The sequence below is a fragment of the Pseudomonas sp. D1HM genome (assembly GCF_019266105.1).
Classification (GTDB): domain Bacteria; phylum Pseudomonadota; class Gammaproteobacteria; order Pseudomonadales; family Pseudomonadaceae; genus Aquipseudomonas; species Aquipseudomonas taetrolens.
The window spans coordinates 358,329-382,220 of the sequence record NZ_LRMN01000006.1 but is presented as its reverse complement, the minus strand read 5'-3'; the positions used below and the strand labels follow the sequence as shown (position 1 = coordinate 382,220).

At 60.2% G+C, this 23,892-nt stretch carries 19 protein-coding genes; 8 read left to right on the top strand and 11 right to left on the bottom strand.

What is annotated here, in order from left to right; all coding sequences use genetic code 11:
* Positions 1 to 64 precede the first annotated feature (64 nt).
* On the bottom strand, positions 65 to 979 hold the full coding sequence (locus AWM69_RS09235) for a LysR family transcriptional regulator (RefSeq protein WP_048380061.1): 915 nt from the start codon (positions 977 to 979) through the stop codon (positions 65 to 67).
* Positions 980 to 1,215: 236 nt separating this feature from the next.
* Here AWM69_RS09235 and AWM69_RS09230 point away from each other — a divergent pair, with 236 nt between their 5' ends.
* From AWM69_RS09230 to AWM69_RS09200, 7 genes are all read left to right on the top strand, one after another.
* The gene (locus AWM69_RS09230) at positions 1,216 to 2,238 is read left to right on the top strand and encodes a zinc-dependent alcohol dehydrogenase family protein (protein WP_131653937.1); all 1,023 of its coding nucleotides are present in this window, start codon (positions 1,216 to 1,218) and stop codon (positions 2,236 to 2,238) included.
* A 325-nt stretch (positions 2,239 to 2,563) separates the two neighbouring features.
* Positions 2,564 to 4,033 carry a hypothetical protein gene (locus AWM69_RS09225; protein WP_218726360.1) on the top strand — a complete coding sequence of 490 codons (1,470 nt, stop codon included), beginning with the start codon at positions 2,564 to 2,566 and terminating at the stop codon, positions 4,031 to 4,033.
* A 137-nt stretch (positions 4,034 to 4,170) separates the two neighbouring features.
* The gene (locus tag AWM69_RS09220) at positions 4,171 to 5,820 is read left to right on the top strand and encodes a VRR-NUC domain-containing protein (RefSeq protein WP_218726359.1); all 1,650 of its coding nucleotides are present in this window, start codon (positions 4,171 to 4,173) and stop codon (positions 5,818 to 5,820) included.
* Positions 5,817 to 8,069, top strand: a complete 2,253-nt coding sequence (locus tag AWM69_RS09215) for an ATP-dependent DNA helicase (protein WP_218726358.1) — start codon at positions 5,817 to 5,819, stop codon at positions 8,067 to 8,069. The genes AWM69_RS09220 and AWM69_RS09215 overlap by 4 nt, the downstream gene beginning before the upstream one ends.
* A gap of 58 nt (positions 8,070 to 8,127) precedes the next feature.
* Positions 8,128 to 8,517 (top strand): RidA family protein, encoded by a 390-nt coding sequence (locus tag AWM69_RS09210; protein WP_048380052.1) that lies wholly within the window; start codon positions 8,128 to 8,130, stop codon positions 8,515 to 8,517.
* A gap of 45 nt (positions 8,518 to 8,562) precedes the next feature.
* Positions 8,563 to 9,774 carry an amino acid deaminase gene (locus AWM69_RS09205; RefSeq protein WP_218726357.1) on the top strand — a complete coding sequence of 404 codons (1,212 nt, stop codon included), beginning with the start codon at positions 8,563 to 8,565 and terminating at the stop codon, positions 9,772 to 9,774.
* Between the two features lie 55 nt (positions 9,775 to 9,829).
* Positions 9,830 to 10,069: a hypothetical protein gene (locus AWM69_RS09200; RefSeq protein WP_218726356.1), complete on the top strand. Its 240-nt coding sequence runs from the start codon at positions 9,830 to 9,832 to the stop codon at positions 10,067 to 10,069.
* A gap of 228 nt (positions 10,070 to 10,297) precedes the next feature.
* Here AWM69_RS09200 and AWM69_RS09195 read toward each other — a convergent pair whose 3' ends face one another.
* Positions 10,298 to 10,573, bottom strand: a complete 276-nt coding sequence (locus AWM69_RS09195) for a peptidylprolyl isomerase (protein ID WP_003445327.1) — start codon at positions 10,571 to 10,573, stop codon at positions 10,298 to 10,300.
* A 45-nt stretch (positions 10,574 to 10,618) separates the two neighbouring features.
* Entirely contained in the window at positions 10,619 to 12,787 is a 2,169-nt protein-coding gene (locus AWM69_RS09190; RefSeq protein ID WP_218726355.1) for an ATP-binding protein, read from the bottom strand.
* A gap of 240 nt (positions 12,788 to 13,027) precedes the next feature.
* Here AWM69_RS09190 and AWM69_RS09185 point away from each other — a divergent pair, with 240 nt between their 5' ends.
* Positions 13,028 to 14,329 (top strand): OprD family porin, encoded by a 1,302-nt coding sequence (locus AWM69_RS09185; RefSeq protein ID WP_131653931.1) that lies wholly within the window; start codon positions 13,028 to 13,030, stop codon positions 14,327 to 14,329.
* A gap of 111 nt (positions 14,330 to 14,440) precedes the next feature.
* Here AWM69_RS09185 and AWM69_RS09180 read toward each other — a convergent pair whose 3' ends face one another.
* The 8 genes from AWM69_RS09180 to AWM69_RS09145 all read right to left on the bottom strand — a co-directional run bounded on the left by AWM69_RS09180 (position 14,441) and on the right by AWM69_RS09145 (position 23,854).
* Positions 14,441 to 15,379 (bottom strand): carbohydrate kinase, encoded by a 939-nt coding sequence (locus AWM69_RS09180; protein WP_218726354.1) that lies wholly within the window; start codon positions 15,377 to 15,379, stop codon positions 14,441 to 14,443.
* A 5-nt stretch (positions 15,380 to 15,384) separates the two neighbouring features.
* Positions 15,385 to 16,866, bottom strand: coding sequence for a xylulokinase (xylB, locus tag AWM69_RS09175; RefSeq protein ID WP_218726353.1), 1,482 nt, complete (start codon positions 16,864 to 16,866; stop codon positions 15,385 to 15,387).
* A 96-nt stretch (positions 16,867 to 16,962) separates the two neighbouring features.
* Positions 16,963 to 18,438 (bottom strand): mannitol dehydrogenase family protein, encoded by a 1,476-nt coding sequence (locus tag AWM69_RS09170; RefSeq protein ID WP_218726352.1) that lies wholly within the window; start codon positions 18,436 to 18,438, stop codon positions 16,963 to 16,965.
* A gap of 30 nt (positions 18,439 to 18,468) precedes the next feature.
* Positions 18,469 to 19,572, bottom strand: a complete 1,104-nt coding sequence (locus AWM69_RS09165) for an ABC transporter ATP-binding protein (protein ID WP_048380037.1) — start codon at positions 19,570 to 19,572, stop codon at positions 18,469 to 18,471.
* A 40-nt stretch (positions 19,573 to 19,612) separates the two neighbouring features.
* The gene (locus AWM69_RS09160) at positions 19,613 to 20,443 is read right to left on the bottom strand and encodes a carbohydrate ABC transporter permease (RefSeq protein ID WP_048380035.1); all 831 of its coding nucleotides are present in this window, start codon (positions 20,441 to 20,443) and stop codon (positions 19,613 to 19,615) included.
* Positions 20,444 to 20,453: 10 nt separating this feature from the next.
* A complete protein-coding gene (locus AWM69_RS09155) occupies positions 20,454 to 21,380 on the bottom strand; it encodes a carbohydrate ABC transporter permease (RefSeq protein WP_218726351.1) in 927 nt (308 codons plus the stop codon).
* Positions 21,381 to 21,467: 87 nt separating this feature from the next.
* Positions 21,468 to 22,778 (bottom strand): sugar ABC transporter substrate-binding protein, encoded by a 1,311-nt coding sequence (locus AWM69_RS09150; protein WP_218726350.1) that lies wholly within the window; start codon positions 22,776 to 22,778, stop codon positions 21,468 to 21,470.
* 140 nt (positions 22,779 to 22,918) lie between these two features.
* The gene (locus AWM69_RS09145; RefSeq protein WP_131653925.1) at positions 22,919 to 23,854 is read right to left on the bottom strand and encodes an AraC family transcriptional regulator; all 936 of its coding nucleotides are present in this window, start codon (positions 23,852 to 23,854) and stop codon (positions 22,919 to 22,921) included.
* Positions 23,855 to 23,892 lie beyond the last annotated feature (38 nt).

Below are 23,892 nucleotides of genomic sequence, written 5' to 3'. Positions count from 1 at the left end.
CAGCCCCAAGGGCTGGGGCGACATCTCGTACTGAGTGCAGCCTTAACCGCTCATTCGACAACGCCTAAAGACTGTCCGGATCGCCAAAAAACATCTGAATCCGCGAGCGCAGCCAGCGTTCGCCGGGGTCGTTGTCCTGGGCGCCGCGCCAGGCCATGTGCAGTTCGAAGCTGTTGACGTCCAGCGGCGGGTCTTCGGCCCGTACCCCGCCGGCGGCGGTGAGGGCTTCGGCGGTGTAGTCGGGGACGGTGGCGATGATGTCGGTGCCGGCCAGCAGGGTGCTCAAGCCATTGAACTGAGGCACGGCGAGTACCACATGGCGCTTGCGCCCGAGGGTTTCCAGCTGGGTGTCGATAAAGCCGCTCAGGTCCCCGGCAAACGACACCAGGGCATGGGGGCGGGCGCAGAAGTCATCCAGGCTCAGCGGGCCGGGCATGGTGTCGGCACGTAGCAGTTTGGGTTTGCTGCGGCGCAATACTTTGCGCTTGGCGTTGGCCGGCAGGTCGCTGGTGTAGCTGACGCCCACCGAAATCTCGCCAGAGGCCAGCAACGGTGGCATCAGGATGTAGTTGACCCGGCGTACCACCAGCACGATGCCCGGTGCTTCTGCGCGCAAGCGCTTGAGCAACATGGGCAGCAAGGCAAATTCAACGTCGTCCGACAAACCGATGCGAAACACCGAGGTGCTGGTGGCCGGGTTGAACTCGGCAGCACGGCTGACTGCGGTGGAAATCGAATCCAGCGCGGGCGACAACAGCGCAAAAATTTCAATCGCCCGGGCCGTGGGCTCCATGCTGCGGCCTGTACGTACGAACAAAGGATCGTCGAACAAATTGCGCAGGCGTGACAGTGCAGCACTGATGGCCGGCTGCCCGAGAAACAGTTTTTCGGCGGCACGGGTCACACTGCGTTCATGCATCAGGGTTTCAAAGACGATCAGCAAATTCAGATCGACGCGGCGCAAGTCGTTACGATTCATCTGGCAGGCATCACAGGCGGGTCAGCTGTAGTGAGGTAATGGATCTTACTGGCAAACCAGATTAATCGTCACTCGGTAGATTAGCTTTCTTACGTCAGCGGGCGAGGCGATTTCGGCAATCAATCTGCCGGAGGATCAATGTCAGGCATGTCGACTATTAATGCTGTCTGTTAGTCTTGTGCACAAAGCCCGGATAAAGTCCCGTGGTATTAGCGATTAATTTGGCGAGGTTTGCGATGTCGCGCACGATCCGTTTTCACAAGTTTGGCCCGGCCGAGGTGCTCCAGTGCGAAGAGCACGAGGTCGCTGCGCCTGCGCCCGGCGAGGTGCAGGTGCGTGTCGAATCCATTGGTATCAGCTGGTATGACGTGCTGTGGCGGCAGAACCTTGCCCCTAGCCAGGCGCGGCTGCCAGCGGGTATCGGCCATGAAATGGCCGGCATTGTGACTGCGCTCGGGGAAGGCGTGCATGACCTTGCCGTCGGTGACAAGGTTGCCAGCTTCCCCGGTCAAAGTGCCAACGATTACCCCACCTACGGTGAGATGATCGTGATGCCGCGCTCTGTCCTCACCCGTTACCCGGATGTGCTGACACCGGTTGAAGCCAGCGTGCACTACACACCGTTGTTGATGGCCTACTTTGCGTATGTCGACCTGGCGCGGCTCAAACCGGGGCAAACGGTGCTGATCACCGATGCCAGTCACTGCGCCGGGCCTTCATTTGTACAGCTGGGCAAGGCCCTGGGCGCCACGGTCATTGCCGCGACCAAGGACCCTGAAGAGCGCGACTGCCTGCTGGCCCTGGGGGCTGACAAGGTGATCGTGACCGAGGAGCAGGACTTGCTGATGCAGGTCAACAAGATCACTCAGAACAAAGGCGTGGACATCGTGCTTGACGGCCTGGGTGGCCCGCAGATGTCCGTGCTCGGTGACGTCCTGGCCCCCCGTGGCAGCCTGGTGCTGTACGGCTTGCAGGGCGGTAATCAAACGCCGTTTCCTGCATGCGCCGCCTTTCAGAAGAACATCCAGTTCTTTGTGCACTGCATAGGCAACTTCACCGGCAAGCCGGAACTTGGGATTGCCCAGGACGAAGAAGCGATGCAACGCGCCCTGCGCGAGATCAACCAGCTGACGGCTGATCGAGTGCTGTTGCCCCTGGAAGTGCGGGTGTTCCCGTTTGAGGCGTTTGTCGAAGCACACCGCTACATGGACAGCTGCCCTTGTCGTGGACGCGTGGCGCTGCAATTGTCCCCGGCCTGATGCCGCTGCAGTAAACATGACTGACCGATGTTAAACACGCCCCTGAACGTTCTGTTCAGGGGCGTGTTTGCATGGGCCTGATTTGACCGCGCCGACAGGGGCCCATACGTTGTCCTGCAGCGTGAACGGATCAAGAAAGCTCAAGCTATGAGCGGCATCCATACGAATGGCGTTAATTACGTTTGGTATTTTATTGAGTGTGTTTTTGTAGGATCTCTCTTGTGAGCGTGTAAGCCCCGTCTGTTATGGGCCAAAGAGTAACGGTAACTGTGGCGTGTAAAAAAGTGCTGCTGATAATACCTCGCTCGAACCGGAGGGATTCCCCATGAGCAACTTCCATGAACAAGCCATGAGTTTCGTTTATCAGCAAGTGCTGCACCGGCTACTGGGTTTTTTCAGTCGCCCCGAACGCATCGCGTTGCAACTGTTGATTCAGCGTTTATTAGTGGCCGCCGGGGGCATTGAGCGCATCGCGCATTTTCGGGTACTGCTCGTGCATGAAGGCGGTAAGGAGTGCGCCTACACCCTGGCATTTTTACGCGCTGCTCAACTCAGTATTGCCGGGCGTTCTCCCGATACTTTTGTCTTGCGTGTCGCGGTTTTATGCCAGCCACGGGTGACGACCAATGTCATGGCGCGCATTCAGACTCAGTGTGCCGAACTGTTTCTGTACGATGACCCGCGTGTGGAATTACTGCTGGTGGATGACGAGGGGATTAGCCGCCAGCATAAGCCGCTACCGGTTGCGCAACGGTCATCGTTCCTGGACCGCATTCAGGTCCTGATGTCGGGCCATCTGACCCGGGGTGATGCCCGGGCCACATTCTTTTATACCGATCTGTTGTCGCGCGCCACGTTGTATCGCAGCGCCTGCGCGTGGGGTGGCGCAGTGAATGCGTTGATTGACCGTCGACCACCGGCATGCCTGGATCAATACTCGGCCTGGATACGCAGGGTGGCCTACCGGCAGGGCTATGCGCTGAATGGGACGCACCGCGAAAGCTTCGAAACCGCCGTCAAATTGTGTTCGCGGCTGCATGAGGATTACCGGCAACTGCTGCGCCTGTCAGCGTCTTCCGGGCCGTTGGCCTCGGTGATCTGCAGCAGCAATGACATCAGCATCATCAACGTATTTGATTGCCTGTCCCGGGACATGGACATCGTTCAGTCTCAGGTGTTGTTGTTCATGGAAGGGACAAGGAATACCCCCTCGCTGGATATTGAAGAGCCTCTGACCGCCGCGGTGTTAGTCAATGCGCACTTGAACGGCTTGCAGGGTGCTTATCGGCAGGGGCTGGCCTACAGCACAGGGGTGGACGCGTTCTGGCAAGGTATCGCGTCAAAATACAAAGCCCGCAGCGGCTACAAAGGTCAGTTGATACAGCAATTGGTGGCGGCCTTTAATACACCGAAAAGGATCGACAAATTGCGGGGGCTGGCAACCCGTTACCTGGGACAGTTGCACGGTGTCAACGATGAGCAGTTGGGCTGTTTTATCTATTCCCCCTTTGTGAATAAGGGCCGTGGCCTTGAAACCTTCTTACAGCATCGCTACCCGGACAAGCTGCATTCGATCATCGAGCTGCGGCAGGTATTGATGGATCAGGCGGCGGCCTCTCAGGCGGATCTGGCGTCATGGCTCGAAGCGGTCAGCGGGCTACCGTTGGCGTCGCTTCAGGCGCTGTACCAGATGTCGGACATTGACTTCGATCGTGACAGTTCCCTGATAGGCACCTTGTGGGCCTACGATCCCTGCAAACCTGCGCCGCAGGCCAGGCTTGCAGGTCAGGCGTAGCGGGTTGCAATGTGCTTGTGGTGTATTGCGTAGACTGGCGCGGGCGAACCGCTCATCCAATAAGATTTGCCAGGGCCGTGGGCTAACTGCTATCTGTACGCATATCCAGTACCCGATGCCGATGGTTTGTTCTGCTTGTGATTTCCAATCCCCTTGAAGACCCGTTTTATTACCTGAAAAACTTCCAGCACGTCCTCGACTGGATCGCTGCTCGCTATGACGATGTCTTGAGTGTCGAGGAGCAGCAGTTCATCAGCGGTTTTGCCCGGTTACCCGGGCCCTCGCAAGCGCTGTGGGTCCGTATGCTGATGCGCAAGGGCCGGCATTTCAGGGCCAGCAAGCTCAGTTACCCGGAAATCGGCGACCCGCTGCAGGCCGCTGCGCCTCTGGTGGCGCAAGGCTGGGTTGATGACCGGGCGCCGTTAACCCTGGCCGAGCTGTTCGAGGTGTTGCAAAAGCCTGAAATTCTGAGCTGCTTTGGCGCGGATATCGTGCAGCCCAAGGCCCGGAAGTCGGCGTGGCTGGACGGCCTGGCCGGCGATTTCCCCCAATCGCAAAGTTTCGCCGATTGGCACCCTGCATTGAGTGATGTGCTTTACACCCTGAACAACAGGGCGCTGGGCGATCGACTGCGGCTGATGTTTTTTGGCAACCTCAGTCAGAGCTGGTCAGATCTGGTGTTGGCAGATCTGGGGCTGTTCACCTACGAAAAAGTGGATTTCAACCCGCAATCACGTGCCTTGCGCTGCCGGGAAGACATTGAAGGCTATTTGCATCTGTATGCCTGCCGCGAGCAGTTCGAGGCCGGTGCCGAGGTGGGCGAAGTGCTGCCGCAGGTGCTTGACTACGCGGCAGATAACCGCTGGCTGCAACGACGTCGGGCGCGCCTGCTGTTTCAGCTGGGCCAGCACCTTGAGCGGGCAGGGGAGTTGAGCCAGGCCCTGCACGTGTACCGGCAGAGCGAGTATCCCGAAGCCCGGTTGCGGGTGATCCGGGTACTGGAGTTGCTGGGCGATTGCACCCAGGCCCTGGCACTGGCCGAGGCTGCCGAACAGGCCCCGCTTGCCGACGCCGAGCATCAGCAGTTGTTGCGCAGCATTCCGCGGCTGCGGCGCAAGGTCGGTCTGGCTGCGCTCGCGAGGCCCCGGCCCAGCCCACCCGAACGCCTGGAGCTGACACTTGCCCGCGAAGAGTCGACCCCGGTCGAGCTCAAGGTGGTTGCGCACCTGCATCGTGCTGAGGCGCCCGTGCATTACGTGGAAAACACCCTGATCAACGGGCTGTTCGGTTTGTTGTGCTGGCCTGCGATTTTTGCCGCGTTGCCCGGGGCGTTTTTCCATCCGTACCAGAGCGGTCCGGCCGATTTGCTGGAAGACGATTTCTATCAGCGCCGGGCTGCTATCTTCGAAGACTGCCTGGCGCAGCTGGAAGACGGGCGCTACCAGGCCACCATCCGCGCGGTGTATGCCAGTCGCTACGGGGTGCAGTCGCCTTTTGTCGCCTGGAGTTATCTCAGCGAGTCGCTGCTCGAAGAGGCGCTGCTGTGCCTGCCGCCTGCGCATTTGAACCTGTGGTTCCGGCGTTTGCTGCAAGACATTAAAGCCAACCGCACCGGCATGCCGGACCTGATCCAGTTTTGGCCTGCGCAAAACACCTATCGCATGATCGAGGTCAAAGGCCCGGGTGATCGCCTGCAAGACAACCAGCTGCGCTGGCTGGCGTTCTGCGAGCAGCATCAAATGCCCGTGACCGTGTGTTACGTGCAATGGCAGGAGCCGGAGGCGTGACCTATCGCATTGCAGTGCGGGCCCTGTGTGAGTTCACGGCCAAGGCCGGTGATCTGGACCTGCGCTTCACCCCGTCGCCCACTGCACAGCAAGGTATTGCCGGACATCGCACGGTGGCTTCGCGGCGCAGTGCAGGGTATCTGCCGGAGTTGAGCCTGGAAGGGCAGTATGCCGATCTGACGGTGCGTGGTCGGGCAGACGGCTACGACCCGGCCGGCAATGTGCTCGAAGAGGTGAAAACCTACCGGGGTGACTTCTCCGCCATCCCGGCCAATCATCGGCAGTTGCATTGGGCGCAGGCCAGGCTCTACGGCTGGTTGTTGTGCCAACGCTTGCAGTTGCCAGAAGTGAATCTGGCGCTGGTGTACTTCGATATCGCCACGGAGCAGGAAACCCGGGTGCAGGAGCTCTGGGCGGCCACCGATTTGCAGCATTTTTTTAATCAGCAATGCGCGTTGTTTCTGGCATGGGCCGAGCAGGAGATGGCTCACCGCGAAGGCCGGGATCAGGCCGCACGTGCGCTGGTGTTCCCCCATGCGCAATTTCGCACCGGGCAACGGGCGCTGGCCGAAGCGGTGTACAAGACCGCCAGCACCGGCCGTTGCCTGATGGCCCAGGCGCCCACCGGGATTGGTAAAACCGTGGGCACCCTGTTTCCGATGCTCAAGGCCATGCCAGTTCAGGCACTGGATAAAGTCCTGTTTCTGACGGCCAAGACCCCGGGCCGAAAATTGGCGCTGGATGCGGTGCAGGTGCTCTATCCGCGCAGCCCGGCGGTGTCGCTGCGGGTGCTGGAACTGGTGGCACGGGACAAGGCCTGTGAGTACCCGAAAAACGCCTGTCATGGTGACAGCTGCCCACTGGCCAAAGGCTTTTACGACCGCTTGCCCGCGGCGCGTCAGGCCGCAATTGTGCAGTCGCCCCTCGACCAGCACACCCTGCGGGCGGTTGCGTTGGCGCATCAGGTCTGTCCCTATTACCTGAGCCAGGAAATGGCCCGCTGGGCTGACGTGGTGATTGCCGACTACAACTACTACTTCGACTTCAGTGCCTTGCTTTTTGGGCTCGCCCAGGCCAACCAGTGGCGGCTCGCGACGCTGGTGGACGAAGCCCACAACCTGGTCGAGCGTGCACGCCAGATGTACAGCGCGAGCCTTGACCAGCACAGCCTGAGCAGCCTGCGTCATTCAGCGCCTGCTGCCCTCGACAAACCCCTCAAACGCCTGAACCGCGAGTGGAACGCCCTGCACAAGGCGCAAGTCGGACCTTATGACGTTCACCCGCAGCTGCCGGGTAAATGGCTGAATGCGCTGACCGCCTGCATCACCGCCATCGGTGACTACCTCAACGATCATCCACAGGGCCTGAGCGGTGATCTGCAAGCGTTCTACTTCGAGGCCCTGCAGTTCAGCCGGGTGGCCGAGTTGTTCGATCAGCACTATTTATTCGACGTCAGCCTGCGCGAATCCGGCAAGCGGCGCATGTCCTGCCTCAACCTGCGCAATATTGTCCCCGCCGGGTTTATCGGGCCGCGCCTGGCGTGTGCACAGAGCAACGTGCTGTTTTCGGCCACGCTCAGCCCCCGCACTTATTACACCAACCTGCTGGGGCTGCCGACGGACGCGGTCTGGATCGATGTCGAGTCGCCGTTTCAGGCCCGGCAACTGAGCGTGCATGTGGCCAGCCGGATCTCGACCCGCTTTGCCCACCGCGAGGCCTCGTTGGGGCCGATCGCGGAACTGATGGCCCGCCAGTTCGAGCAACGACCGGGCAATTACCTGGCGTTTTTCAGCAGTTTTGACTACCTGCAGCAAGTCGCCGGGCGGCTTGCCGAGGACCATCCGCAGATCACCCAGTGGCTGCAATCGCGGCGTATGGACGAAGCCGCACGCCAGGACTTTCTCGACCGCTTCACGACGTCGAGCCAGGGCATCGGCTTTGCCGTGCTGGGTGGTGCCTTTGGCGAGGGTATCGACTTGCCCGGCGCACGCTTGATCGGGGCCTTTGTCGCCACACTTGGACTGGCGCAGTTCAACCCGGTCAACGAGCAGATCAAGCTGCGGATGGCTGAGCTGTTTGGTGCCGGATATGACTACACCTACCTGTACCCGGGCGTGCAAAAAGTGGTGCAGGCGGCGGGCAGGGTGATCCGCACCCAGACCGATCAAGGCACGCTGTTCTTGATCGATGACCGCTTTGCCGAAAGCAAGGTGCAACAGCTATTGCCCCGCTGGTGGCACCTGGGTTGAGGCCGCCGGGTTGTGGCACACTGCTTGACCTGTATCTGTTCAGCATGGAGATTTTCCTATGAGTATCAAACGTTTCGGTACCGGTGCCGTCGGCGCTGGAGGCCAACCCTTGCCATTCGCCCGTGCGGTCGAAGCCGATGGCTGGCTGCATGTTTCGGGTCAGGTGGCGATGGAAAATGGCGAAATCATCAACGGCGGTATCGTCGAGCAAACCCACAAAACCATGCAAAACCTGATCGCGATCCTCGAAGAAGCCGGTTATGGCCTTGAAGACGTGGTCCGCGCCGGCGTGTGGCTGCAAGACCCGCGGGATTTCTGGAGCTTCAACAAGGTTTTTGCGTCGTATTTCAAAAGTGAACACGCCCCGGCCCGTGCCTGTGTTCAGGCCATGATGATGGTCGACTGCAAGGTCGAAATCGACTGCATCGCCTACAAGGCCAAGGGCTAAACGGCTGTCACGACCCCCGAGGGTCACAAGGAGAGGAGTGTGGCGATGACATTGAACAACGGCCTGGTACAGAAAGGTGCCGCGAACACCGCCGATAACCTGCTGCGGGATGTCAGCCTGCCCGCGCTGGTGATTCATCGGGAGCCGCTTGAACACAATATCGCCTGGATGCAGGCCTTCGCCACCCGCAGCGGTGCGCAATTGGCGCCCCATGGCAAAACCAGCATGGCCCCGGCGCTGTTTCGCCGCCAGTTGGCCCAGGGCGCCTGGGGCATGACGCTGGCCACCGCTGTGCAAACCCGTGCCGCCTACGCGGGCGGTGTGCGTCGGGTATTGATGGCCAATCAGTTGGTAGGGCAAGCCAACATGGCACTGATTGCCGAGTTGCAGACCGACCCCGGCTTCGAGTTCTACTGCATGGTCGATCACCCGGACAACGTCGCCGCATTGGGGGCGTTTTTTGCCGGGCGCGGCCAGCGCCTGAACGTGATGATCGAATACGGTGTGCCCGGTGGACGTTGTGGCTGCCGAACCGAACAACAGGTGCGAGACCTGGCGCTGGCGATCAAGGCGCACCCGGCCCTGGCCCTGACCGGTATTGAAGGCTACGAAGGTGTGATCCACGGTGAACGGGCGGTTGACGGGATTCGCGAGTTTGCAGCTTCGCTGGTTCGCCTGGCGCTTGAATTGCAACGCGACGGTGCGTTTGAGCGGGACAGGCCGATTGTGACGGCCTCGGGGTCGGCCTGGTACGACCTGATCGCCGAGGCGTTCGAAGCCGAAGCGGCCAGCGGGCGGTTTTTGAGCGTATTGCGCCCGGGCAGTTACGTGGTTCACGACCATGGCATTTACAAAGCAGCGCAGTGTTGCGTGCTGGATCGACGCGCGGACTTGCACGAAGGCCTGCGCCCGGCCCTGGAAGTCTGGGCCCAGGTGCAATCGTTGCCTGAGCCGGGGTTTGCCGTCATCGCCCTGGGCAAGCGCGACGTGGCCTACGATGCCGGTCTGCCCATCCCGCTAAAACGCTACCGTGAAGGCGTGCTGCCTGCGGTGGGGGATGACGTCAGCGGCTGCGCGGTCACGGCGGTGATGGATCAGCATGCCTTCATGACCCTTGCACCGGGCTGTGAACTGCAGATTGGCGACGTCATCAGCTTTGGCACATCGCACCCTTGCCTGACCTTCGACAAATGGCGCACGGGCTGCCTGGTCGATGAACAGTTCAACGTCGTGGAACGCCTGGACATCGAGTTCTGACCCAGGAACTGCCCCAAATCCGTAGCTGCAGTCGAGCGAAGCGAGGCCGCGTCCAATGGATATGCACAGCAGGTTTTACGACGGCTACGCCGCCGGACGCGGCCTCGTGCTACTCGACCGCGGCTACAAGAAGCCCCCACAATCTGTAGCCGCTGCCGCAGGCTGCGAAAAGGCCCGAAGGGGCTTCAAGATTTCAGCTCCAACGGGCATGCACGGCAGGTTTTACGACGGCTACGCCGCCGGACGCGGCCTCGTGCTACTCGACCGCGGCTACAAGAAGCCCCGCAATCTGTAGCCGCTGCCGCAGGCTGCGAAAAGGCCCGAAGGGGCTTCAAGATTTCAGCTCCAACGGATATGCACACCAGGTTTTACGACGGCTACGCCGCCGGACGCGGCCTCGTGCTACTCGACCGCGGCTACAAGGGGCCCCCGCAATCTGTAGCAGCGGTCGAGCGAAGCGAGGCCGCGTCCAATGGATATGTACACAAGGCTTTACGGCGGCCACCGGTTTCCCGGCAGCCGGTCAGTCGCGGTAGAACACTTGAACCAGGTGATAACCAAACTTGCTTTTGATCGGGCCGTGTACCACCCGCAGCGGCTTTTTGAAGATGATCTGATCGATCACGCCAACCATCTGACCCGGGCGTACTTCGCCCAGATCGCCTCCGCGCTTGCCCGAAGGGCAGGTGGAGAATTTTTTGGCCAGTACATCGAAGGCTTCGCCCTTGGCGATGCGTTGCTTGAGTGATTCGGCTTCTTCGGCGGTTTTCACCAGAATATGGCGCGCTTGAGCTTTCATGGGACCTTTACCTTGGAACTGTGGGGCGTAGTGCGAGGGCGCGGATTATGCCTGAGTTTTGACTGTGATCATGTTGCGAATCATGGTGGCCAGCCTTTCGATGGAAAACGGCTTGCCGATCATGTCCATGCCGTCATCCAGAAACCCCTGACGCTCAGCGGCATTTTCGGCGTAGCCAGTCATGAACAATACACTCAGTCCCGGACGATGCTGACGAGCGATTTCGGCCAGTTGACGACCGTTCATGCCCGGCAGGCCTACGTCTGTCACCAGCAAGTCGATACGCAGCGAAGACTCCAGCAAGGGCAAGGCGGTTTTCGCATCACCCGCCTGATGCGCGGTATAACCCAGCTCATCGAGCACATTGAGCACCAGGGCGCGAACCGTCGGGTCATCCTCGACCAGCAACACACACTCACCGGCAATGGCGCAGGGCGCATCCGCACTGGGGGACGGCTTGCGCGGCACTTGCTCCAGGCTGTGATGACGCGGCAGGTACAGCCGCACGCAGGTACCACTGCCGCTTTCACTGCTGATGCTGACATGCCCGCCGGACTGCTGGGCAAACCCGTAAATCATCGACAGCCCGAGGCCGGTGCCCTGGCCGATGGGTTTGGTGGTGAAGAAGGGGTCAAAGGCCTTGGCCAGGATTTGCGGGGTCATGCCCGCGCCGTTATCCCGCACCTCCAGCATCACGTAGTCACCGGCCCTGACCGGTTCCAGGGTGCTGATATCACTGCCGTCGAGGTAGCTGTTTTCGGTGCGGACCACCAGTTTTCCGCCTTCGGGCATGGCATCCCTGGCGTTGATGATCAGGTTGAGCAGGGCGCTTTCCAACTGGCTGGCATCGGTGTTGACGGTCCAGATGTCCTTGCCCAGTTCAACGCACAGTTCGATGTGCGCGCCCTTGGTACGCCTGAACAGCTCTTCCAGGGAACTCACCAGGTGATTGGGGTCCAGCGGTTTGCGATCCAGTGACTGACGCCGGGAGAACGCCAGTAAACGGTGGGTCAGGGCGGCCGCCCGTTGTGCGGAAGAGACCGCCGCATCGGTAAAGCGCCCCACCTCGGCGCTGCGCCCGGCAGCGATATAGCGTTTCATCAGGTCGAGGCTGCCGATGATGCCCGTCAACATGTTGTTGAAATCATGGGCGATGCCCCCGGTCAACTGGCCCACGGCTTCCATCTTCTGGGCATGGCGCAGAGCGTCTTCGGCGCGTTCGCGCTCGAGCATTTCACGTTGCAACTGCTGGTTGGCTTCGGCCAGTGCCTGGGTGCGCTCAGCGACACGCTCTTCCAGGGTTTCGTTGAGGTGTAACAAGGCCTGTTCGGTTTTTTTACGTTCGGTAATGTCCAGCGCCGCCCCCATGAAGCGCTGTGCCCGACCGTCCTGGGCCGAGAAGCAGCGGCCATGGGCGAAAATCCAGCGCTCTTTCCTGTCGGCCCCCAGAAGCCGGTATTCGTGAGAGAACTCGGCATTGCGGCTGATACAGCCCTTGATGGCATGAATCAATAGCGCCCGGTCTTCGGGGTGGACGCCCTGCATGTAGGCGCTGATGGGCAGTTGCCCGGAAAGCTGAGGGGCGATGCCATGCATTTGAGCAAAGCGATTGTCGGTGACAAACAGGTCCTGATCGATGTTCCAGTCCCAGGTGCCGAGGCCGTTGGTGGCGGTGAGCGCCAGTTGCAGGCGTTCCTCGGAGTCATGCTGGGCCCTGCGGCTGGCAAGCGAACGCTGACGCAACTTGATGGCCGTGCGCCTGCGCCGTGAAGTCTTGACCGCCATCATCAACAGGCCGGCTACCCGGCCTTGTTCGTCACACACCGGGGAGAAGGTCAGGTCGAGCCATAGCTCGGTCGCATGCTGCTGATCCGGGAGCAGGAAATACTGATCGATATAGGTATGGCTTTGGCCCAGGAACACGTCTTTGAGGATGGGCTCGATGAACTCGCGGTATTCGGGCCAGCACTCGTGCACGCTCTGACCGAACGCGGCCGGGTGTTTGTCACCTGCCAGGCGGGCAAAGCCCTCGTTATACAACTGGGTCAGTTGTTCGCCCCACAGCAGCAACATGGGCATGGGTGAATGCATGACCATTTGCGCGCAGGTGCGCAAGCTCTGTGGCCAGTGCGCCACTTCGCCCAAGGGATTGCGTTTCCAGTCCAGGCGCTGGGCCAGCGTGGCGAACGGTTCGGTGGAAAATGCAGCGCTCATGGAGGTGTCCTGAGTGTGAATCAACACGTGAGGCTATTTAAGGCCGGATGCAGTTGCAAGGTTATCAATGAAGTTTCGCCGAGCGTCGCTTGCCTGCGACTAAGGTCGAATGAGGCGCATGCTTAGCCTTTCGTACAATTGCGGCCCTTTTTGATCTGAAGGTACGCCCTTGCGTGTTTAGCCTGGGACGAATCTTCAGTCGGTTCAGATTCGCCAATGATTCGCTGCTGGAGCTTGTTCATGGTTGTTCCTTTTTCGCTGCTGTCCCGGCGCCGGATCGCGCACCTCAGTGCGCTGGTAATGTGTGGCGGGTTTGCCGCACAGTCACAGGCTGGTGGCTTTATTGAAGACAGCAGTGCCAAGCTGGAAGCGCGTACGGTGTACTTCAATCGTGATTTCCGGGATGGCAGCAGTTCGAGTCCGCAGGGCGCCTCCAAGCGCGATGAGACGGCCCAGGGGTTTATCCTCAACCTGCAATCGGGTTACACCGAAGGCACCGTCGGGTTCGGGCTCGATGCGCTGGGCATGCTCGGCCTGAAACTGGACTCCAGTCCTGCCGACAGCAACAGCGGCCTGCTGCCTTCGACGGGCAGTGATCCGCGTCGTTCCAAGGATCAATACGCCAAGTTTGGCCTGACCGCAAAAATGCGCGTGTCCGACACGGTGCTCAAGTACGGCGCGTTGCTGCCCGACCTGCCGTTGCTCAAATACAACGATGGTCGTTTGCTGCCGAACATGTTCAATGGCGCGCTGTTGGTGTCCAAGGAAATCAAGGACCTGACATTCACCGCCTCGCGCCTTGACCGCTACACCGCCCGGGACTCCACCGACTCCCAGGACCTGCGCCTGAACTGCAAAAACAAGCGTTATGCCTGCAATATCACCTCGGATCAGTTCACCCTGTATGGCCTGGACTACAAGGTGAATGAACACCTGACCGCGCAATATCACTACGCCGAACTGGAAGACATCTACCGCCAGCAATTCGTCGGTCTGCTGGCCAGTCACCCGGTCGGCCCGGGCAAGCTCTCGGCCGATGTACGCGTGCTGAAAAGTGATGACGCTGGCTCGGCCAAGGCCAATGCCATCGATAACCGCGCGCTGGGCGCCATGCTTGCCTACTCCCTGGGCGGCCACAAGGTCAGCGCCGGTTGGCAGCGCATGAACGGTGACACGTCCATGCCTTACCTGGATGGCAGCAACCCGTATCTGGTGAACTACCTGCAGGTCAACGACTTCGCCAACGCCCAGGAGCGTTCATGGCAGTTGCGGTACGACTATGACTTCAAGGCCATGGGCATTGACGGCTTGTCCTTCATGACCCGCTACGTGAACGGTGATCACATCAAAGTGGCAGGCAGCGCCGAAGAAGGCAAAGAGTGGGAACGTGACAGCGAGGTCAAATACATCGTGCAAAGCGGCACGTTCAAGGATGTCAGCCTGCGTTTCCGTAACGCGACCTACCGCACCAACTACGAGAAATTCGCCCGGGATGTCGATGAAACCCGCCTGATCGTCAGCTACAACCTGTCGATTTGGTAAGGCTGCTCGGTTAACCCTGTAGCCGCTGCCGCAGGCTGCGATATCAGGAACAGGGTCGCTACGTAACCCCTCGCTGCCTGCGGCCGAGGCTACAGGGCAGCGATGGTGCCTTCAGCGCAATTGCTGGCGATAGGGCAGATCCGGGCCGGTTTTGCTGCAGGTAAGCGCTGCGGCGCGGGTGGCGAAATCGAGCAGGGCGTCTATTCCGGATTTGCTCAGCTGTTGCAAACCGTCGATGGAGTCCAGGCCCTGTTCCGTCAGCCAGGCGATCAGCGCCGCCTGAAAGGTATCGCCCGCGCCCACCGTGTCAGCGACCTTCACCGGCTGTGCGGCCACCGACCACTGGCCGTGCATCCGGCTGAACACCTGTACGCCCTGCGCACCTTGCGTCAAGAACACCAGTTGGCAACGCTGGCTCAACCAGGATCGGGCAATCTGCTGCGGATCCTGCTCCGGGTACAGCAGCTCAAGGTCTTCATCGCTGACCTTGATCAGATCGGCATAAGGGATCAACTGATTGATCCGCTGGCGCCACACCTCGATATCCGGCTCAGGGTTGAGGCGTACATTGGGGTCGAGGCTGATCAGTCGACGTCCGCTTTCCCGCTTGACCAATGCCAGCAACGTATCGGCAATCGGCTGCACCACCAACGAAAAAGACCCGACATGGATTCCGCGTACCTCGGGGCCCAGATCCGGGATGTGATGGGGCTGCAGTTGCCGGTCGGCACAGCCTTCGCCCCGAAAGCTGTAGGCCGGTGAACCGCTGGCGTCCAGCGCGACCATGGCCAGGGTCGTGGGCGCATCGACGTCCAGTTGGTAGCGGTCACTGACACCTTCATCGGCCAGTACCTGCTTCAGGCGCCTGCCCAGGTAGTCAGTGGACAGTCCGGCAAACAGCGCCGTCTCGACCCCCAGCCGACGCAAACCCACTGCCACATTGAACGGCGAGCCTCCGGCTATCGCCTTAAAGTCCACTTGGTTGCCTTGGCCGTTGCAGTTGGCCTGGGCAAAAAAATCAAACAATGCTTCTCCACATACCAGATACATAGCACTCACTCGGTTAAGGCCGCGACCTGTTGACGGTAGCGGTGATAGGCCGCTTCATAGGCCGTGACATTGTTGGCATCGGGCCGGGTTTCACTGCTCGGATCGAGCCGCACACAGCGCTGACTGAGTTCCGCCAGGGGCTGGCCGCTGACACACCATGCGGCCTGGATCGCCGCGCCTAATGCGGCGGCTTCGCTTTGTTCGGTGCAGATGACCGGGGTGTTCATGATATCCGCCACCATCTGGCGCCATAACGGGCTTTTCGAGCCGCCGCCCACCAGGCGGATGGTGTGGCTTTGCAGGCCATTACGACGCAGCAGGTCCAGACCGTAGCGCAAGCCGAACGTGGTGCCTTCCAGCGTCGCCCGGCACAGGTTGGCCTGAGTCAGATTGCCCAGTGTCAGGCCCTGAAAGCTGCCAGTGGCCGCGGGCAAGGGGGGCACCCGTTCACCGTTGAGAAACGGCAGCAGGCTGACCCCTTCAGCCCCGATCGGGGCCTGGCTGGCCAACTGGTTGAAGCTCTCCAGTGACAGCCCGAACAATTCCCGCACGGCACCCGTGACATTGGTCAGGTTGAGGGTACAGATCAAGGGCAGCCAGCCGCCACTGGACGAGCAGAAGCTGGCCACTGCAGGGTCAGGACTGACGTGTGGCTGCGGCTCGAAGGCATACAGCGTTCCCGAGGAGCCCAGGCTCATGGTGATGATCCCCGGCTCGATATTGCCGGTGCCGATGGCCCCCAGCATATTGTCACCCCCTCCGCTGGACACCACGGCCCCGGGATTCAGATCCAGCAGGCGGGCAACCTCCGGGCGCAGCGTACCGACCGCAGCGTGGGCTTCGATCAGGTCCGGCAGCGCTCGCTCAAGGCGTCCGGCAGGGTCGATATGGCGCAGGATGTCGAGGTCCCACTGGCGGGTCCGGACATTGAAATAGCCGGTGCCGGACGCATCACCGTATTCGCTGCAGTAACGGCCGGTCAGCCAGTAATTGAGATAGTCATGGGGCAGCAGGATATGCGCGACCTGCTCGAATACCTGAGGGTGCTGCTGTCGGGTCCAGAGCAGCTTGGACACGGTGTAGCCCGGAGCGATCACCAGCCCCAGGCGTTGCAGTGAGCCGGCTTCACCGCCCAGCCAGTCCAGCAGTTGCCGGTTTTGCGGGGTGGACTCGGTATCGCACCACAGCTTGGCCGGACGCAGCACTTCACCGTGCTCATCCAGCAGCACCAGACCGTGCTGCTGGGCGCAAACCCCTACGCCCCGTATCTGCTGGCCGCTGACCCCGGCCTGTGCCAGCGCCTGTGCCGTGGCCAGCTTCAGGGCTTGCAGCCATTGCCCGGGCTCTTGTTCGCGGCGACCTTGATCGCCCTGGATCAACGTGTGCGGGGCCGAGCCCAGTCCCAGAACGTGTCCGGACTGGCTGTCGAGCACCAGGGCCTTGGTGCCCTGAGTGCCGCAATCGATACCGAGGAACAGGTTACTCATCGGGAGTCAGCCTTATTCAGATCAACATCAAAAACCCCCTCAGCCGAACCCGCTTCTGGCGCGAGAAGGGACTGGTCCGGGGGCGTGCAGGGCGGGTTACAGGCTCGCCAGTTTTTCCAGAGTGCCACTGACACCGGTTTCGCGCAGGCTGTTCAGGCACCACTCGAATGCGGCGACGAACTCGGCCGATTGCGGAATGAGAGTACCGAAGATGGCTTCGACTGCCAGCAGGCGCTGAACGATCAGGCTGTCGTCAGCCACCAGCGCCTGACAGAACGCGGCCCTGGGGTCGGGGATGGCGTAGGTCTGGCCATTTTCATCCACCCCCTTGAGGTACAGCGCCCAGGCTGCCACGACCAGGGCAGCCCGTTTCAATTCGCGGCCTTCGGTAATCAGGCGATTGAGGGTCGGCACCGTGAATTTGGGGAACTTCGATGAGCCGTCGGAGCACACCCGCTCCAACTGGTCGGCAATCGCCTGATTGGAGAAGCGCTGCACCAGGGTGTTTTTATACGCCGCGAGGTCAATGCCGGGTACCGCTGCCAGTTGCGGTGTGACATCGATGTCCATGTAGGCCCGCATGTACGCCACAAACAGCGGGTCGTTCATGGTTTCGTGGACGAAGCGGTAACCCTTGAGGAAGCCCAGGTACGTCAGCGCCAGATGACTGCCATTGAGCAGTTTGATTTTCATCTCTTCATAGGGCGTAACGTCATCGGTCAGCTGTACGCCCACCTGCTCCCAGGCGGGGCGGCCATTGACGAAGTTGTCTTCCAGCACCCATTGGACAAACGGCTCGCACACCACCGGCCAGGCATCGTCGATCCCGAATTGGTCGTGCAGCTGCAGGCGATGGGCGTTGCTGGTCATGGGGGTAATGCGATCGACCATGGCGTTGGGGAAGCTGACATGGTCTGCAATCCAGTCATGCAGGTGCGCATCGCTCAACGCGGCGTAGGCGAGCAAGGCTTTGCGCGCCACGCGACCGTTATGCGGCAGGTTATCGCAGGACATTACGGTGAAGGCGGGGGTGCCCGAAGCCCGGCGCTGGGCGAGGGCAGCACAGAGCAGGCCAAATACCGTCTTTGGTGTCCTCGGGTGCGCCAGGTCGTACTGAATGGCGGGCAGGTGGGCCATGAATTCGCCGCTGCTGTCTTCGATGCAGTAGCCACCTTCGGTGATGGTCAGCGAGACAATACGAATCCCGGGGCTGGCGAGTGTGTCGATCACCCTCTGAATCCCTTCCTCCGCCAACAGCATGTCCGTGAGCGAGCCAATGATGCGGCTTTGGCTGTCGTCTCCGTCGTCCAGTTCAAACAAGGTGTAGAGATAATCCTGCTCCGCCAGGTCATCGCGGACCTTGCGGTCTTCTGGCCGCAGACCGATTCCGCAGATACTCCAGTCCAGATCACGGCCCTGATTCAGCAGCGCGTCGGTGTAGTACGCCTGGTGAGCGCGATGGAACCCGCCTACACCGATGTGGGCAATCCCGTGGCGGGTATCGCGCGCAAGGTAGGTGGGTTTGGCCACTTTGTCCGTCAGGTTGTCGAGGTTATGGCGATTTAACTTCATGGTTTCGCTCTCAGGAAACGATCGTATGCGTCAGGCTGCAGCGCGCAGTGGACGGGTGATGGCCAGTCCTTGTGCATCAAATAAATGGCAGTGTTCAGGGTCCAGGTGCAATTGCAGCTGTTCGCCATACTGGCTGGCCATGTCGCCACGGATCCGCAGGGTCAGGGGTTCGCCGCTGGCGGTGATCACATGGCAAAAGGTGTCGCTGCCCAGGCGCTCGCCAACATCGGCGGTGACGGCCAGGGTGCAGTCCCCCGGCCTGGCCAGGTTCAGGTGCTCGGGACGAATGCCCAGGGTCACGGCGCTGCCGAGACTCAGCGAGGCGCCGCTCAGGGGCAGTTGAATACGGGTGCCAGCGTCCAGTTCGACTTCGCAGCCCAGGGTATCGAGGCGGCTGACCTTGCCTTTGAGGAAACCCATTTTCGGCGTGCCGAGAAAGCCCGCGACAAACAGGTTGGCCGGCTGGTGATACAGCTCCAGCGGGGAGCCGACCTGTTCGACTTTGCCGGCATTGAGCACCACCACCTTGTCGGCCAGGGTCATGGCTTCTACCTGGTCATGGGTCACGTAGATCATCGTCGCTTGCAGCTCTTTGTGCAGGCGCGCCAGTTCCAGGCGCATTTGTACCCGCAGGGCGGCATCGAGGTTGGACAGCGGTTCGTCGAACAGGAAAATTTTCGGGTTGCGGACAATAGCCCGACCAATGGCGACGCGCTGACGCTGGCCGCCGGACAAGTGTTTGGGCTTGCGCTCCAGCAGCGGCGCCAGCTCAAGAATCCGCGCCGCTTCGTTGACCTTTTTCTCGATCTCGACTTTAGGGACACCCGCCAGGTCGAGGGCAAACGACATGTTTTTGCGCACGCTCATGTGCGGGTACAAGGCGTAAGTCTGAAACACCATTGCCAGGTCGCGTTTGGCCGGGCTGACCTCGGTGATGTCGCGACCGTCCAGTTCAATGGTGCCGTCGCTGACTTCTTCGAGCCCGGCGATCAGCCGCAGCAGCGTGGACTTGCCGCAGCCCGACGGCCCGACAAATACCACGAACTCGCGGTCATTCACTTCAAGGTCGATCCCTTTGATGATCGAAAAGCCTTCAAAACCCTTTTGCAAATTCTTGATCTTCAGGTTGGCCATGATGGGCCTCCAATCGTTGTGTTCATGAAGTGAGCGCGGGTTACTTGACCGCTCCGAAAGACAAACCGCGTACCAGTTGTTTCTGGCTGATCCAGCCGAAAATCAGGATCGGGGCGCAGGCGAGGGTGGAGACGGCAGACAATTTGGCCCAGAACAAGCCTTCAGGGCTGGAGTACGAGGCAATCAGCGCAGTCAATGGCGCGGCGCTGGAAGACGTCAGGTTCAGCGACCAGAAGGCCTCGTTCCAGCACAGGATCAACGACAACAGCAGGGTCGATGCCAGCCCGCCCTTGCTGATGGGCAGCAACACCCGGACCATCTCCTGCCACAGGCTGGCACCGTCCAGCCGCGCGGCTTCCAGGATGTCCCGGGGAATGTCCTTGAAGTAGGTGTAAATCATCCAGACCACGATCGGCAGGTTGATCAGGGTGTAGATGATGATCAGTGCCGTACGCGTATCGAGCAGGCCAAAGCTCTTGGCCAGCAGGTAAATCGGCATCAGGACCCCCACCGGAGGCAGCATCTTGGTGGAGAGCATCCACAGCAACGTGCCTTTGGTGCGTTTGGTTTCGTAGAACGCCATTGAGTACGCTGCCGGGATCGCAATCAGCATGCACAGTGCGGTGGCGGTGAAAGAAATCACCACCGAGTTCCAGGCGAAGTGGAAGTAACCGCTGCGGTCTTCAATGTGCAGGTAGTTTTCCAGGGTCGGGGTGAAGATGAACTGCGGAGGCGTGGCAAACGCGTCGATTTCGGTCTTGAAGCTGGTCAGCACCATCCAGAAGATCGGGAAGAAAATCAGGATCGCGATGGCCCAGGCCAGGGTGCCGAGCAGCAGGCTTTGCAGACGACGGGATTGATTGAGTGTCATGGTGCGGCCCTCACGGCTTGTCTGTCAGGTTTTTGCCCAGCATGCGCACCAGAATGATGGCGGCAATGTTGGCGATGACCACGGCAATCAACCCCCCCGCGGAGGCCATGCCCACGTCGAATTGCACCAGTGCCTGGTTGTAGATCAGGTAGGCCAGGTTGGTGGAGGCGTAACCGGGGCCACCGTTGGTGGTGGTGAAAATCTCGGCGAACACCGACAGCAAAAAGATGGTTTCGATCATGACCACCACGGCTATCGGCCGTGCCAGATGCGGCAGGGTCAGGTGCCAGAAAATCGCAATGGGCCCGGCACCGTCGAGCCTGGCGGCTTCTTTCTGCTCCTGGTCCAGTGACTGCATGGCGGTCATCAGGATCAAAATGGCGAAGGGCAGCCATTGCCACGACACAATGATGATGATCGACAGCAGCGGGTAATGGGCCAGCCAGTCGACGGGTTGGGCGCCGAACAGTTTCCAGACCGCAGCCAGTACGCCGGACACCGGGTGAAAGATCAGGTTTTTCCAGATCAGTGCGCCCACGGTCGGCATGATGAAAAACGGCGAGATCAGCAGCACCCGCACAATGCCCCGGCCCATGAATTCACTGGCTTCCAGCAAGGCACTGATCAACACCCCGAGCACGACGCTGATCAACAGCACGCTGCCTACCAGCAACAGGGTATTGGTAGCACCGGGCAGGAACCCGGAGTCGGTGAGGAAGTAAGTGAAGTTTTCCAGCCCCACGAACTGGTTTTCACCGGGGTACAGCAGGTTGTAGCGAATCAGCGAGAAGTACAGGGTCATGCCCAGCGGTACGATCATCCACAGCAGCAGTAACGCCACAGAGGGCGATACCAGAAACCAGCCGGGGTTGGACAGCCGAGATTTACGCACCGGCAGCGGGGCGTCACTCGCTGCAATAACAGTCGAAGTCGTCATGGTAAGTACCTGGAAATGGGCTCAGATCTGACAGCAGGAGCGAGCGTGCCCAACGGCTGGGGCGCGTTGCTCCTGCAGGGGCTGATGTTATTTGGGGTAACCGGCCCGTTTCATTTCACGCTCGGTGGTTTGTTGGGCGGCGCTGAGCGCCTGATCGACGCTGGTCTGGCCGATCAGGGCCGCGCTGAACAACTTGCCGACCTGTGTACCCACGGCCTGGAACTCAGGGATGGTCACCAACTGAATGCCGACATAAGGCACGGGCTTGAGGCTTGGGTCTTTCGGGTTGGCCACCTTCAGCGATTCGAGGGTGATTTTGGCGAAGGGTGCGGCTTTGAGGTACGCGTCGCTGTAGGTTGACGCGCGGGTGCCTGGCGGCACGTTGGCGACCCCGTCTTTTTCCGCGACCAGTGCACCATATTCGGTGGATGTGGCCCAGGTGCTGAAGGTTCTGGCTGCGTCTTTGGCTTTGGAACTGGTTGGAATGGCCAGCGCCCACGAATACAGCCAGGCACTGCCCTTGTCGGTGACCTGATGAGGCGCAAAGGTAAAGCCCACGTGCTCAGCGACCTTGCTTTGACGGCTGTCAGTGACAAACGAGCCGGCGACACTGGCATCGACCCAGATCGCACATTTGCCACTGTTGAACAGCGCCAGGTTTTCGTTGAAGCCATTACTGGTGTCGCCCGGCGGGCCAGCGTCCTTGAGGGTTTGCACGTAGAAGTCCAGGGCGTTCTTCCACTCGGGGCCGGTGAACTCGGGTTGCCACTGCTCGTTGAACCAGCGGGCGCCATAGGCATTGGCAATGGTGGTAATCAACGCCATATTTTCACCCCAGCCGGCTTTGCCGCGCAGGCAAATGCCGTACTGCTCCTTTTCGGGATGATGCAGTTGCTTGGCAAACCCGGCGACCTGTTCCCAGGTCGGGCGCTCGGGCATGCTCAGCCCGGCGTCCTTGAACAGGTCGGTGCGGTAATAGGTCATCGAGCTTTCGGCGTAAAACGGCAGCGCATACAGCGTGCCCTTGGCCGACAAACCTTCACGCACGGCGGGGAATACATCGTCAATTGCGTAGCTGGCGGGCAAATCGGTCATCGGTTCCAGCCAGCCCTTTGCCCCCCAGAGTGCAGCTTCGTACATGCCAATGGTCAGCACATCGAACTGGCCGCCCTGAGTGGCGATATCAGTGGTCAGGCGCTGGCGCAGCACATTCTCTTCCAGTACCACCCAGTTGAGCTTGATGTCGGGATGTTCACTCTCAAAGGTCTTCGAGAGTTTTTGCATGCGGATCATGTCGCTGTTGTTGACCGTAGCGATAGTCAGGGTTTGCGCGCCGTAACTGATGCCGCTGAGGGTCATGCACGCGGCAATACCCAACGCTTTGACAGGCCTGTTCATTGAGCACTCCTCTTCATCGGCCTCGCGGCGTCAGAAGGACGGTTATTGTTTTTATGGCTGCTTGCCTGGAGCAAGCGCGTGGGCCGATTACAGCCCTCAATCACCGCCGTGACAAATCACTGGCAACACTCAAATCGATACTATTTTGCACTGCTCGTGCCGGGGCTTTTCAGCGCCATGTTTTGCTCGGTCAAACGCTGTACGGCCAGGCGCCGATAGTGCGACGGGGTCATGCCTTTAAGTTGTTGAAAACGCCGGTTGAAGTTGGAAATATTGTTGAACCCGGACTCAAAACACACGTCAGTGACATGCTTGCGGCCATCGACCAGCAATTCGCAGGATTTGCTGATGCGCAAACGATTGACGAACTCGACGAAACTGCGTCCGGTGGCTTGTTTGAACACCCTGGAAAAGTACGTAGGCTTCATGCCCATGTGTTCGGCCACTTCTTCCAGCGACAACTCCCGTGCGTAATGGCTGAAAATGTAATCCACGGCCCGGTTGGTACGGTCAATTGTCTGCTCGTCCGCCAGTCGCACGGCCGTCACCCCGGACAACAGTTGATAGTCATCGCAGTCGGCCAGCAACTCCAGCAAGATCAGGAAATGCCCAAGCCGGGTAACGCCTGTGGAGCCGGCAATGGCCTGCATCAGGTCCATGGCCCGGTGAATCGTGGATTTACAACGAAATTCAATGCCGTAATTCGCCCGTTCCAGCATCGGGGCCAGGCTTTTGAGTTCGGTAAACACTGAGCTCGCACTGCCCAGCAATTCATCGGTGAAATTCACCAGCATGTCGCGGGTGGGCACCACTTCATCGTCAGCCACCTGGCTGATCCAGTTGTGGGGCAGGTTGGGGCCGGTGAGGAACAGCGTTTCGGGGTGGAAGTTACCGATATAGTCACCCACAAAGACTTTGCCGCTGCTGGCCACAATCAGGTGCAGTTCGTACTCCTTGTGAAAGTGCCAGCGCACCAGCGGGCAGGGGAAACCATGCTCACGATAGATGATCGACAAGCCATTGTGGTCGTCCATCAGTTCATAAGACGGGTCTGTAGCTCTGGCGAGTCGCGTCATGATCCGGGCACTTGTGCTGTTCTTGTACGGCTGATCAT